The organism is Sphaerisporangium siamense, from assembly GCF_014205275.1.
Classification (GTDB): domain Bacteria; phylum Actinomycetota; class Actinomycetes; order Streptosporangiales; family Streptosporangiaceae; genus Sphaerisporangium; species Sphaerisporangium siamense.
In genome coordinates this window covers 4,537,086-4,550,577 of record NZ_JACHND010000001.1, presented here as the reverse complement: position 1 = coordinate 4,550,577, position 13,492 = coordinate 4,537,086, and the positions used below count along the sequence as shown (strand labels likewise).

The 13,492-nt window shown below is 73.8% G+C and carries 8 protein-coding genes; 4 read left to right on the top strand and 4 right to left on the bottom strand.

Annotated features, from left to right (window positions below; all coding sequences use genetic code 11):
* Nucleotides 1–46 precede the first annotated feature (46 nt).
* On the top strand, nucleotides 47–1,327 hold the full coding sequence (locus BJ982_RS21095) for a D-arabinono-1,4-lactone oxidase (RefSeq protein ID WP_184882624.1): 1,281 nt from the start codon (nucleotides 47–49) through the stop codon (nucleotides 1,325–1,327).
* Nucleotides 1,328–1,345: 18 nt separating this feature from the next.
* Here the strand turns inward: BJ982_RS21095 and BJ982_RS21090 are convergent, their stop codons facing one another.
* Nucleotides 1,346–2,230: a hypothetical protein gene (locus BJ982_RS21090; RefSeq protein WP_184882622.1), complete on the bottom strand. Its 885-nt coding sequence runs from the start codon at nucleotides 2,228–2,230 to the stop codon at nucleotides 1,346–1,348.
* Between the two features lie 547 nt (nucleotides 2,231–2,777).
* Between BJ982_RS21090 and sepH the strand changes: the two genes are divergently transcribed.
* A complete protein-coding gene (gene sepH / locus BJ982_RS38570) occupies nucleotides 2,778–5,555 on the top strand; it encodes a septation protein SepH (RefSeq protein WP_203958925.1) in 2,778 nt (925 codons plus the stop codon).
* A gap of 333 nt (nucleotides 5,556–5,888) precedes the next feature.
* On the opposite strand, the gene BJ982_RS21080 is transcribed toward sepH, so the two are convergent.
* Nucleotides 5,889–7,439 (bottom strand): PH domain-containing protein, encoded by a 1,551-nt coding sequence (locus BJ982_RS21080; RefSeq protein WP_221482353.1) that lies wholly within the window; start codon nucleotides 7,437–7,439, stop codon nucleotides 5,889–5,891.
* Nucleotides 7,436–7,951, bottom strand: coding sequence for a PH domain-containing protein (locus BJ982_RS21075; protein WP_239122817.1), 516 nt, complete (start codon nucleotides 7,949–7,951; stop codon nucleotides 7,436–7,438). Before BJ982_RS21075 ends, BJ982_RS21080 begins: the two co-directional genes overlap by 4 nt.
* Nucleotides 7,952–8,189: 238 nt before the next feature.
* Here BJ982_RS21075 and BJ982_RS21070 point away from each other — a divergent pair, with 238 nt between their 5' ends.
* Together BJ982_RS21070 and BJ982_RS21065 are read left to right on the top strand one after the other, a co-directional pair.
* Complete coding sequence (locus tag BJ982_RS21070) at nucleotides 8,190–9,173, top strand: ATP-binding cassette domain-containing protein (RefSeq protein WP_184882619.1); 984 nt, start codon at nucleotides 8,190–8,192, stop codon at nucleotides 9,171–9,173.
* The gene (locus BJ982_RS21065; protein WP_239122818.1) at nucleotides 9,170–9,982 is read left to right on the top strand and encodes an ABC transporter permease; all 813 of its coding nucleotides are present in this window, start codon (nucleotides 9,170–9,172) and stop codon (nucleotides 9,980–9,982) included. Before BJ982_RS21070 ends, BJ982_RS21065 begins: the two co-directional genes overlap by 4 nt.
* Nucleotides 9,983–10,051: 69 nt before the next feature.
* Here the strand turns inward: BJ982_RS21065 and BJ982_RS21060 are convergent, their stop codons facing one another.
* Entirely contained in the window at nucleotides 10,052–13,480 is a 3,429-nt protein-coding gene (locus BJ982_RS21060) for an ATP-binding protein (RefSeq protein WP_184882617.1), read from the bottom strand.
* Nucleotides 13,481–13,492: the final 12 nt, after the last annotated feature.

The window sequence follows — 13,492 nt, the reverse complement described above, 5'->3', positions numbered from 1 at the left end:
TCATATATCTGGTCTATCAGCGCGTTCGTGGTTATCGTGCTCCAGCATGAAAGCGGTCTTCCGGAACTGGGCCGGCAACCAGGCCATCACACCCGCCGAGGTACGCGTGCCCTCCTCCGCGCGGGAGGTGGCCGACGCCGTGCGGGACGCCGCCGCGCGCGGGACGCGGGTGCGCATGACCGGCACGGGCCACTCCTTCACCGGGGTGGCCCTCACCGACGGCGTCCTCCTGCGCCCCCACGCCCTCACCGGCGTGCTCTCCGCCGGCGAGGGCCGGGTCAAGGTCGCCGCCGGCACCCCGCTGCGCGTCCTCAACGAGGAGCTCGACCGGCGCGGGCTCGCGCTGGCCAACATGGGCGACATCACCGAGCAGACCGTGGCCGGCGCCATCCAGACCGGCACCCACGGCACCGGCAGGGACGTCGGCGGCCTCGCCGACCAGGTGACCGAACTGGAGATGGTGCTGGCCGACGGGTCGATCACCACCGTCTCCGAGGGCGACCTGTTCGACGCGGCGCGGGTCGGCCTCGGCGCGCTCGGCGTCCTCACCGCCGTCACCTTCCGGGTGGAACCGTCGTTCCTGCTGCGCAGCGCCCGCACGCCCATGCCGTTCAGCCGCATCCTGGCGTCCCTGGACGAGGTCGTCGCCGCCGACGAGCACCTCGACTTCTTCTGGCTGCCGCACACCGACACCTGCCTGGTCAAGCGCAACAACCGCTCCCCCGGCCCCGCCGCGCCGCCCGGGGCGCTGCGGCGCTGGCTGGACGAGGTGTTCCTGGAGAACACCCTGTTCGGCGCCCTGTGCGCCGTCGGCGCCCGCTTCCCCGCCGCCGTACCCCGGCTCAACGGCGTCTCGGCGGGCGCGCTCAGCGCCTCCGAGCACACCGACACGGCCTACAAGGTGTTCACCAGCGTGCGCGACGTGCGCTTCCTGGAGATGGAGTACGCCGTCCCGCGGGAGCGCCTCGGGCAGGCGCTGCGCGAACTGCGCGACCTGATCGACCTGAGCGACTGGCGGATCACCTTCCCCGTCGAGGTGCGGGTCACCCCGCCCAGCGACGCCTGGCTGTCCACCGCCTACGGCAGGGAGTCGGCCTACATCGCCTGCCACGTCTACCGGCGCGCGCCGAACCCCGCCTACTTCGAGGCCGCCGAGCAGATCATGGCGCGCCTGGACGGGCGCCCGCACTGGGGCAAGCTCCACACGCGCGACGCCGCGTACCTGTCGGGCGTGTACCCGCGGTTCGGCGACTTCGTGGCCCTGCGCGACTCGCTCGACCCCGGCCGCGTCTTCTCCAACGACTATCTGGACCAGGTGCTCGGCTGAGGCCCCATCCCGGCCTCGTCAGCCTTCGGAGGGCGCGCCTTCTCCGGTGCCCTCCCGGGGCGCCTCGCCGGTCGGGTCGCCCTGGTCGCCGGGGGCGCCGTCCGTACCGTTCCGGTCGCCGGTGTCCGAGCCACCCGGCGGCTCCTCACCGGTGCCGTCCGCGGGCGGGGCCGACGGCGCGGAGGAGGCCGGGGGTTCCTCCGACGGGGCCGCGGGGGCGGTGCTGGCGGGGGCGGTCCCGCCGGGCGTCGCGGTCGGGGTCTGCTTCTCGCGGTCCGGGGCCGTGCCGGTCTCCCGCTCCTCCGTCCCGGAGGGGATCACGGCGGGGTTCGCGGGCCCGGAGACCCGTCCGCCTAGGCTGGTCCCCGACCCGTCCCTGCCCTGGACGGTCGCGCTCAACGGCTTGCCGCTGACCAGCTCGAACGCCAGGATGCCGCCCATGCTCAGCGCGAAGGTCGCCACCGCCGCCACGGCCGCCGTCGCCCAGAGGGGCGCGCGCGGCCCCTCCGCCCGCAAGGGGGGCGCCTGCTCGGCGCCGACCGGCGGCGCGGCGTCGTCCAGCGGCAGGTCGGCGGGCCCGTGGTCGCGCACGGTGGCGTGGACGGCCGTGGCGAGGCCCTCCTCGCCGGGCCGGGCGACCGCGGCGTCCTCGTGGGCGTGTTCCTCCGCCTCCGCCCGCGCGCCGGTGATCAGGCTGTGCGCGTCCTTGAGGCGGTCCCTGGTGCGGTGGAGGTAGTGGGTGTAGATCGCGTTGCCGGCCGTGGTGGCCGCGCTGGCCAGGGCCGCCCCGGCCACCGTCCCCGCCACGCCGAGGAACGACGCCGCCACGGCCGCCGTCGCCGCCGCCAGGGCGCTGCCCACGATCTGCGGCGCGCTGAGATCGAGCCGGTTCTTGTCAGCCATCCGTCTCCTCGCCGCGCATGGATCGGCCTCGCCCTGACGATGTGCCCGTGCGTTCGCGTGCCGTGGGCGTCTCCGCGATCGGGGGCACGCGGGCGGAATCCGCGCCCGCGGAGCCCGCCACATCGCTTCTATCCGTGATGCGGGGAATTGAACATTTGATCGGGTTTTGCCCGGTAGAAGGTGGATTCCCGGACTCACCGGCTCGTCACGCGCCCGTACGGCCCGCCCTCGTGATGCGGGATCCGGTCCGCCGTGGTCGCCACGTTCCCCTTGCCTTCGCGGCATTTCTGGTGTCTCTTGGGTGAACTGCAGGGCGCGCGGGTCCGCGATTCGCGAGAATCCCGGAAGGAGGCCCAACCCGTTTGCTGCATATGGAGCAGCCGCTGGATAGGGTGAAAGCGACATATTTGCCCGCCTCTCATCACCACCCCATGCCTCTGACCAAGGCGATGTTCGGACATGCCGGGTACGGTGCTGGCAGGCGACGGGCTCTCGCGAGAGACTCAAGGGTCCGGGGGAAGATGAGCACGACGACGAAGGGACTCGCATGCAGGAGCTCCGACTCGTCGCGGTAAGCGAGGACGGTACCTACCTCGTGCTGGCTACGGCCGGCCGGGGCACACGATTCACGCTTCCCGTCGACGAACGGCTCCGAGCGGCGGTCCGCGGCAACTTCTCCCGTCTCGGCCAGTACGAGATCGAAGTGGAGAGTCCGTTGCGCCCCAAGGAGATCCAGGCCCGCATCCGTGCGGGGGAGACCGCGGAGGAGATCGCCGCCACCGCGGGTATCCCGGTGGAGCGTGTCCGCTGGTTCGAGGGACCGGTCCTGCAGGAACGGGAGTACACCGCGCAGCAGGCGCAGCGTGTCGCCGTCCGCCTGCCGGGCGAGTCCACTCCGGGGCCCACCCTCGGCGAACTCGTCACCGAACGGCTGAGCCGCCGCGGCGTCCCCAGCGACGAGATCGACTGGGACTCCTGCAAGCGCGACGACGGCCTGTGGCGCATCAAGCTCGGCTTCGTGTGGAACGGTCACACCAGGAACGCCGAATGGCTGTTCGACATCAGGCGGCGGCACGTGACGCCGTACGACGACGAGGCGCTGCGGCTGTCCGCCACCGAGTACGTCGAACCGGTCGAAGAGGCCACGGTGACGCCGTTCGTGCCGCGACTGGCCGCCAAGCTGACCCCGGTGCCCACCACCGGCCCGTCCTCCACACGGGAACAGACCCCCACGTACCGCGACGAGCGCGCCCCGCGCGAAGAGCGGCCCACGTTCCATGACGAGCCCGCCCTGCGCGAAGACCGGCCCACCTTCCGCGACGAACCGGCGCGGCGCGAAGACCGGCCCGCGTTCCGCGACGAGCGCGCCCCGCGCGAAGAGCGGCCCACCTTCCGGGACGAACCGGCGCGGCGCGAAGACCGGCCCGCGTTCCATGACGAACCGGCGCGGCGCGATTCCCGCGCCGCCTTTGACGAGCCGTCCTTCCCCCAGGAGGGAAGGGCTTCCTACCAGGGGTCCCCCGCGTTCCGGGGGGAGGCCGCCTCTTTCACCAGGGACGAGCCGTCCACGACGTCCCAGGACGAGCGGCCCGCCCGGCGGGACCAGCACCACCCGTTCCGCCAGGCTCCCTCCGCCTACCGGGAAGAGCCCCTGGCGGTCCGGCAGGAGCCCGCGTCGTTCCGTGACGAGCGCTTTCGTGACGAGCCGTCGTCCCCCGTGAGGGAAGCCCCCTCCGCCTACCACGACGTCTCCACCGGTCACCGGCCGTCCGCCGAGCCCCGCGACGCCAGGGACGCCGACGAGTACTCCCAAACCGCCCGGCCTTCCCGACCCGCCGAGCCTCGTCCCGCCGAAACTCGGCCATCCGAGTCTCATCTCTCTGAGGCTCGTCCCGCCGAGCGCCGTGCCGATGAGTTCCGTTCCGCCGAGTCCCGTGCCGAGGAGCCGCGCGGCGTCGAGCCTCGTGTCGCCGAGCCGTCTCGTGCCGCGGAGTTCGGTGGCGACGGCCAGGAGCGTTCCGGCGCGCGTGCCGAGCACGGCGGTGTCCGGCCCGAGGTCGCCGAGCCCCCCGCTCAGCCGACCCCGCTGCGCCCGGTCGCCCCCTCCCCCACGGATGCCTCCCCGGACCGAGACGCCGGGGCAGGGGACGTCGCGACGCCCGAGGCGGTGGCCCGTGCCGTCCGCGCTTCCATGATCCAGTCCGATGCGCCGCCCGCCGAGACGCGTGAGGAGCACCGGGAAGGCGAGAAGGCCGAGGAGAGCAGGGTCACGCGCGTCCCGGTCGAGCCGATCGAGGCGCGGGAGCGGTCCGCCCCGGTCGAGGTGCGGGAGCGGTCCGAGCCGGTCGAGGTTCGCGACGCGGAGTCCTCTCCGGCGCCCGCGACCACGGCCACACCGGAACGGGCCACGTCCGAGCGGACTGCCTCCCCGGCGCACGAGCTCACGCCCGACCAGGCCGCGCCCGAGCGGACGGCCTCCCAGGCGGAGACCGCGCAGACGGCCGAGCTTCGCGAGAGCGAGCACGCCACGTCCGAGCGGACGGTGTCCGAGGCCGAGACCGCGCACACGGCCGGCCCTCGTGAGACCGAACACGCCACGGACCACGCGCAGCCCACCACCTCCTCGCCCCAGCCCGAGCCCACCCCGGCTCAGACCGAACGGGCCGTCCCTGCTCAGGCCGAGCGGGCCGTCCCGGAGAGCGCGGACGGTCCTGCCGCGCCGGAAGGCTCGGTCGCACCGGAGGCCCCGGTCGCTGCGGAAGACGTCGAGGTCGCGGCGGAAGAGGCCGAAGTCGCGGCGTCGCACGACCGTGCGGAGCGTCCCGTGACGCCCTCTCCCGGCGCGCCGGGTTCCGAGGAGGCGGCGGAGGCGGCGAACGTCCGCGCCCCGCGCCGTCCCGTCCCCAGGCCACCGATCCCGAGGGTCCCGCCCGGGCGGGCCGGCGGCGACACGCCGTCCGAGGAGGCCCGTCCCGGGAAGGCGGCACGGCCCGCGGCTCCGGTGGCGCGTCCCGCGCCTGTCGGCACCCCTGCCCGCAAAGCCGCGGCGGCGAAGAAGTCCGAGGCCGAGGAGGCCGCGGTCGCCGTGCCCGCCGCGCGCAACAGCGGCGACCTGGCCAACCGCCCCGCTGCCGCCGCCGCGGAGCCGGACAAGATCGAGCAGCCGGACGCTCCCGGGGGCGAGGCCAAGCCGAAGCCGGAGCCTCCCATCCCGCAGCAGGCGCCCAAGCCGAACGCCCGCCCGGTCCGCAAGGGGGGACGCGGCCGCCGCGCCTCCGTCCCCACCTGGGACGAGATCATGTTCGGCGCCCGCCGCCAGGACTGACCCGCCCCGCCCGCGTCCACACCATGACCCGGGCCGGTCACCACGACCGGCCCGGGTCATGTCTTGCCAGGTCGCCCCGATGCCGCCGAGGTATCGGTTCGATCGCGACGATCGAGGTCGTTCAGGACCGACCGCAGTCGTTAAGGGCCGTTCTAGGCCGATCGCAGTCGCGCGGGGTCGCTCAGGGCCGAACGGAGTCGCGCGGGGCCGTTCAAGGCCGAACGGAGTCGCGCGGGGCCGTTCAAGGCCGATCGTGTGGTGCGCCGGCGGTGACGCACCGGCTGAGTGGAACGACGGGCTGGGCGGGATGTCGGTGGGCGGCCGTGCGGTGGGTCAGGTCCGCCGTTCCAGGAACGGGGTGATCCACTCCGGGGAGACCTCTGCGGCGAAGGCGACACCCTGCTCCTCGCCCGTGTCGATCGCCGAGTAACCGCCGCTGCCCGCGCCGACGCCCGCGATCACCGTCAGGACACGGGCACGCCGCTGGAACCACGTCTGACGGATGGTCCAGCCGACGACCGCGCGCCGCTCGACGACCGCGCGCGTCCGGGGCAGCGACCCTGAGCGGACCGACAGCCGGGCCCCGTCGTAGGCGTGTCCGAGCGAGCGGTAGCGGTCCAGGCCGAGGAACACGCCCAGGGCCGCGGCGACCAGTCCCAGCAAGCCGATCCACGCCCAGCCGAAGAGGAAGCCCGCCGCGGCCACCGCCAGGCCCGGCGCGACGGCCCGGAACAGCCGCCTGCGCCGCGCCGCCGCCGGATGCCCCCGCAGCGGCGCGCGGAATGGGCCGACGGCCTCGCCGGCGACCTTCTCCACGGACGCCCGGGGCGTGACGGGCAGCAGTTGCCCCCGGGTGCGCGAGTCGCCGAGGCCGGTGACGATGGCCCACAGCCGGGCCACCTTGGCCCTTCGTTCGAGCACCCCGTCGGCGATCTCGTACCCGCGTATCCGCGCGTGTTCGAGTGCCACGCTGCGCCGGGTGATCAGTCCCCGTTCGGCGACGAGCGAGGCGTCGCGGCGGCGGAGGGTGAAGTTCCAGTTGAAGATCATGTACATGGCGCCCCCGGCCACCGGCATGGCCAGGACGAGCACGACCCCGATCGCGACCAGCAGGAACGGCCGGTGCCACAGCCACTCCCCCACCGTGATCGGCAGGTCGTCGCCGAAGCCGAGATCGTTGCCCCACTGGATGACCAGGCCGATCGCGCCACCGGCCAGCACGAACGGCGCGAACAGGAACGCGCCGGACAGCGGGCCGTACAGCAGCCACCGCCGCGGCACGCGCAGGTAGACCCGCTCCTCCACGGGCGCCTCGGGGGCGGCGGCCGTGCCCTGCGCAGCGCCCGCCGACTCGCCGCGTACCGACCGGCTACGCCGCAGCAGGACCTCGCGCAGGCGCTCCGCCTCGGGCAGCGAGACGCCGTCCAGCTCCCCTTCCTGCTTGCCGCCGCCGCTCGCCCCGGTGTCGATCCTGACGACGGAGAGGCCGAACAGGCGGTGCATGGGCGGCGTGGTGACGTCCACGCCGCGGACGCGGTCCAGGGGGATCGTCTTCACCGAGCGGCTCACCAGCGACCGGGTGAGCTCCAGCCTGTCCCCGGCCACCCGGTAGGTGAAGGTGGCCCAGCGCACGGCGGCGTACGCGACCGAGCCGACGATCGCGAGCGCGGCCCAGATGATGGAGTTGCCGGACAGGCCCCCGAAGAACAGCACGCCCGCCAGCGGCAGGAACAGCGAGGGCAGCATGCGCACGGGGTCGATCAGTATCACCAGGGGGCTGAGCCGCGACGGCGGCACCCACAGCGGGTCACCGCCCGGCGCCGGCTCCCCGCCCGTGCCCTGCGCGGGCTCCTCGCCCGCCGGGGTGGGCTCGGGCGCGGTCATGTCGCGTCGTCCCTGAGCTGGTGGGCGCGGTGGGCCAGGTCTTCGGCCAGACGGGCGGCCACCCCGACGTCCAGGCCCTCGATGGACGACGACCCGGCGTAGGAGGCGGTGCGGATCTCGACGGTCGCCAGGCCGAGCAGGCGCTCGAACCAGCCCTGCTCCTTGTCCACGGTCTGGATGCGGCTGACCGGGACGAAGACCCACTTCCTGCTGAACCAGCCGGACCGCGCGTACACGACGTCCTGCGACAGCTCCCACCGGTGGACGGCGTAGCGCCACAGCGGCTCGACGACGATGAAGGGCAGCTCCACGATGGCGAGCACCGCGGGAACCCACCAGATGTGATCGGTCACCCAGTCCGGCAGGAAGCGGCGGCCGGAGCCTCCGATCCAGGCCGCCGCCAGGGAGGACAGGCCGACGAGCAGGACGAACCCGACCAGGGCCTCCAGCAGCCACAGGGTGATCGCGCGGCGCGCCACCCTGTGGGCGGGGTCGCGCAGGGGAGCTGTCACGGATCCAGCCTAGCTAGATCACCGGAGAAGGCCCTCATCTCCATCACCTGCTCTCCATCCCACCAAATGCCCCCATGTCCGCCGCCTCCGGGTGGGTCTGTCAGCGATTTGTCAGCCCGGGCGGGGGTTGAGCCTCGGACGGTCAGAGAAATGTCAGTGGCGTCCGCAAGACTGCGTCTCGGTCACCGGGCCCACGGGCCGTGTGACCCCCCAACCCGTTGACCGAGGAGCCAATGCCATGCGATACGCGGTCCAGGCCGAAGGCCTGATGAAGCGCTACGGTGAGACCCGCGCGCTCGACGGCGTCGACCTCGCCATTCCCGAGGGCCGCCTGCTCGGCGTGCTCGGCCCGAACGGCGCCGGCAAGACCACCGCCGTGCGCATCCTGGCGACGTTGCTGCGCGCCGACGGCGGCCGTGCCACGGTGAGCGGCTTCGACGTCGCCAAAGAGCCCCACAAGGTGCGTTCCCAGATCGGTCTGACCGGCCAGTACGCCGCGGTGGACGAGACGCTGACGGGCGTCGAGAACCTCGTGATGATCGGGCGCCTGCTGGGCCTGAGCCGCGCCGCGGCCAAGCGGCGCGCCGCCGAGCTGCTCGACCGCTTCTCGCTGACCGACGCGGGCGGCCGGGCGGCCAAGACGTTCTCCGGGGGCATGCGCCGCCGCCTCGACCTCGCGGCGAGCCTCGTCGGGCACCCGCAGGTGCTGTTCCTGGACGAGCCCACCACCGGCCTCGACCCGCGCAGCCGCACCGACCTGTGGAACGTCGTGCGCGACCTCATGGCCGACGGCGTCACCGTGCTGCTCACCACGCAGTACCTCCAGGAGGCCGACGAGCTGGCCGACGACATCGTGGTGTTCGACCACGGCCGGGTCATCGCCTCGGGCACCTCCGACGAGCTCAAGGCGACCACCGGGGCGCAGGTCCTCCAGGTGCGGCCCATGGACGAGCGTCATCTCTCCCTCGTGGCCGACGTGATCGCCGATCTCCTCGGCGACCGGCCCGACCTGACCGGCGGCGAGGCCACCGTGAACATCAAGGACCCCACGGTGGTGCCGGCGATCGTGCGCAGGCTCGACGACCTCGGGGTCGTGGCCGCCGAGCTCAGCCTGCGCAAGTCCAGCCTCGACGAGGTGTTCCTCGCCCTCACCGGCCACCGCGCCGAAGATCAGTCCGCCTCCGGGCAGGTCCGGAAGCAGAAGGAAGAGGTGCCCGCGTGACCTCGCTGACCGGAACCGCGCCCCGCGCGGCCGTTCCCGGCCGGATCGGCCCGGCGGCCGGGCTGCGGCACACCATGACGCTCGCCTGGCGCAGCCTGGTGCAGATCAAGCACAACCCGATGGAGCTGCTCGACCTGTCGGTCCAGCCCATCATGTTCCTGCTGCTGTTCACCTACGTCTTCGGCGGCGCGATCTCCGGATCGACCACCGACTATCTGCAGTTCTCGCTGCCCGGCCTGGTCGTCCAGAACATGCTGTTCGCGACGCTGACCACGGCCATCGGGCTCAGCACCGACATCCACAAGGGTGTGTTCGACCGGCTGCGCAGCCTGCCGATCGCGCGGTCGGCGCCGCTCGCCGGGCGCATCGTCGCCGACACGTTGAAGCAGGTCTGGGCGTTCGCGTTGTTCCTCGGCCTCGGCACCGTGCTCGGCTACCGGGTGCAGACCGGGGTCGTCGGGGTGGTCGGCGCGCTGGCGCTGCTGGTCGCGTTCGCGCTGGCGATGTCCTGGATGTCGGTGCTCATCGGCCTGACGGCCGCCGAGCCGGAGAAGGTGCAGATCATCGCGTTCTCGGTGATGATGCCGCTCACCTTCACGTCCAACGCCTTCGTGCCCACCAAGACGCTGCCCGAGTGGTTGCAGCGATGGGTCGACGTCAACCCCGTCACCCACCTGGCCGACGCCGTCCGCGGCCTGCTCGGCGGGGGTCCGGTCGCCACCCACGCGACCATCTCCCTGATCTGGGCGCTCGGCATCGCCCTGGTGTTCATCCCCCTGTCCCTCCGCGCCTTCCGCTCCCGCGCCTGAGCCCGCCGCCCCATGCCTCCGCCACGGCCTGGCCCCGCCACCGCATGCCCCCGCCTCGTCCCGCCGCCGTCAGGGCCGGGCGAGGCCGAGGGCACGCTCGCGGGACATCGACCGGCCGTGCGCGAAGTGCCGGGAGTACCGCTCCTGGCCGAGCGCGGCGGCGACGGCCTCGGTGATGCGGGCATGGTCGTACCCGACCACCGCGTCGACGCCGCGGATCCCCGCCGCCGCCCCGAGCAGCCTGGCCGCCGTCGCCGGGTCGCCCTCGCGGACGGAAAGGCCGGCGCGGGCGATCAGCACCAGGCCGATCGCGGCGCCGTCGTGGGTGCCGCGCGCCAGCCGCAGCGCCTCGGCGTGCGAGGCCCGCGCCGCCTCCAGGTGGCCCTCCTCCTCGGCGAGCATGCCCATCGACGCGTGCAGCACCGCGGTGAACGGAGTGGGGAAGTCGCGGCCGTCCGCCGCCAGGCCCACCGCCTCCTCGTAGAACCGGCGAGCGGTGACATGGTCGCCCGCCTCGCGCGCCAGGTCGCCGCGTGCGCTCTGCACGCACACCTCGCCCATGCGGTCGCCCGTGGCGCGGCAGATCTCTATCGCCTCCTCCAGCGCGGCCTGGGCGCCCGCCACGTCACCGGACGCGCTGAGGGCCATCGCCAGCCGGGCGCGCAGATAGGGCGTGTCCTCCACCGAGCCGATCTCGTCGGTCAGCGCGAGCGCCTCCCTGATCACCTCGATGATGGTGGCGTTGTCACCGCGCATGGTGATCGCCTCGGCGAGCGACCCCAGCGCCGCCGAGACTCCCCAGCGGTCGCCCACCTCGCGGAACCTGTCGACGGCCACGCGCAGGTCGGCCTCGCCCAGGTCGATCCGTCCCGCGGTGTAGTAGACGTGCGCGCGGAGCAGATGCCCCGAGGCCACCACCCACGGGTCGGCGTCGTCGAGCAACGTCCCCACCACGCCGTGCGCGTCGGCCGCCTCCTCGACGAACAGCGCGTGCACCGGCTCGGCCAGGGACATCAACGGCGGCCACGGACGCGGCACCCAGGCCCTGCCCAGCACCACCGCCCGCCCCAGCACCTCCTTGGCCTCCTGCCAGTGGTTGGTCCCCCCGGCGAGCAGAATGCCGTAAACGGTCAGCGCCAGCACGAACCTCCGCGCCTCATCGATCCCCACACCCTCCTCAGGCCCTGGCCCGGCGTCTCCCTGCCAGGCCGGCCCCGTGGCGGCAAAGGCGGCGTACGACGGCGGCGGGGCGAAGGGGGCAGGGGGCTGTCGTGATGGCGAGGCGGTCACAAGGGCGGGGGCGGTGAGGGCGAGGATCTCGGCGGCGCGCCGGGCGCCTTCGAGGCGGCGGCCGGCGAGGAACCAGTACCAGCCGAGCGCCCCGACCAGCCGCAGCCCGAGATCCCGGTCCGCCGAGTCGATCGCCCAGCGCAGCGCCGCCGTCAGGTTGTCGTGCTCCGCGGACAGGACGGCGAGCCACTCGACCTGCCGAGCCCGGCGCAGCTCCGGGTCGGCGGTCGCGGCCAGTTCCAGGAAGAACCCGGCGTGCGCCCGGCGTACGGCATCGCGCTCCCCCGACTCGGCGAGCCGCTCCGCCGCGTACGCCCGCACGGTCTCCAGCATCCGGTAGCGCACGCCTTCGCGCACCACCAGCGACTTGTCCACGAGCCGCGCCAGCACATCGAGCACGTCCTCACCCGGCAGGTGGCCGTGCGCGGCGGCGTGCGAGGTGGCCTCGGATGAGGACGGATGGGACTGTTCGCGGGGTGGAGGAGTGTCGGAGCAGATGGCTTCGGCGGCCTCAAGGGTGGCGCCACCGGCGAAGACGGCGAACCTCGCGGCGAGTAGCCGTTCCGTTTCGTCGAGAAGGTCCCAGCTCCATTCGACGACCGCGCGCAACGTCTGGTGGCGGGGCAGCGCCGTGCGGCTGCCGCCGGTGAGGAGGCGGAAGCGGTCGTCGAGCCGGTCGGCGATCTGCGCGGCCGACAGGCCGCGCAGCCGCGCGGCGGCCAGCTCGATGGCGAGCGGCATGCCGTCGAGCTCGCGGCAGACACGGGCGACGGCCTCGGGCTCGTCCTCGACGCGGTACCCCGGCCTGGCCGTCGCGGCGCGGTCGGCGAACAGGGCCTCGGCGTTCGCCTGGTCGAGCGGCCGCACGGGCCAGACGAGCTCCCCGGAGACGCCGAGCGGTTCGCGGCTGGTGGCGAGGATGCGGATGTCCGGGCATTCGAGGAGGAGCTTCTCGGCGAGCAGCGCGGCGGCCTCGACGACGTGCTCGCAGTTGTCGAGGATGATGAGCCTGCGTCGCCCGGCGAGACTCGTCACCAGCCGGTCGACCGGATCCACGACCTCGGGCGGGACCGCGCCGGGCGTGCGGACGGACGCGCGGCCGATGTCGCGCATGCCGAGCGCGGACAGCACGGCCTGCGGCACGCCCGCCGGGTCGCGTACGGGCGCCAGCTCGGCGAGCCACACCCCGTCCGGCGTGCCGGCCCGCAGCGCGTCCCCGGACTCGATCGCCAGCCGCGTCTTCCCCGCGCCGCCCGGCCCCACCAGCGTCACCAGCCGGTGCCGGGCGAGCAGCGCCCGCGCCTGCGCGACGTCCCGCTCCCTCCCGACGAAGCTCGTGAGCCGCGCCCGCAGATTCCCCTTCCTGCCCTCCGGCACCGCGGCACGGTGGTCGGGAGTGGGCGCGCCGGGTGGGGAGTCGTCACGGAGGATGCTGACGTGGAGGCTGGAGAGTCCGGCGGAAGGGGCACTGCCGAGGCGCTCGGCGAAGTCGGTGCGGGCGGCCTCGTAGGCAGCGAGCGCCTCGACCTGGCGTCCCGACGCGCGCAGTGCCCGCATGTGCTGGCCGCGCAGCCGTTCTCTCAGCGGGTGGGCGGCGATCAGCGGGACGATCTCACCGATGACCTCCTCGTGGTGGCCGAGCAGGAGGCGCGCGTCGATGAGGTCCTCGGTGGCGGTCAGGCGCAGGTTGTCCAGCCGGGCGACTTCTGCCGCCGCGACCGGGGACCCGGCCAGGTCGGCCAGGGCCGGCCCGCGCCAGAGCGCCAGCGCCTCTTCCAGCAGGCGCACCGCCTCCGCCGCGTCAGGCGCGGGCGCCCACGCGGAGGTGGGCAGGGAGCGCGCGGCGTGCGATAAGTGTTTCGTGGCTTTGGTGGTGAGATGGGTGAAGTGGTGGGTGTCGACCTGGTCGGGGGTGATGGCCAGACGGTAACCGGAGGGGGCGACTTGGACAGTGTCGCGGCCGAGCGAAGCGCGCAACCGTGACACGAGGGCTTGGAGGGCGTTGCCGGCCGCGGCGGGAGGAGCGGAGTGCCACACGCCCTCGACCAGGAGGTCGTACGGAACCGTCCGCCCGGGGCTGAGCAGCAGCAACGTCAGCAGAGCACGCAGGCGCCCGCCGCCGACGCGCACCGGCGCGCCGTCGCGGCGGACCTCCAGGGGCCCGAGCACGGCGAAGCCGGTCCGCGCCGTCGCCCGCACCCCGTCCATGCATCGATTCTG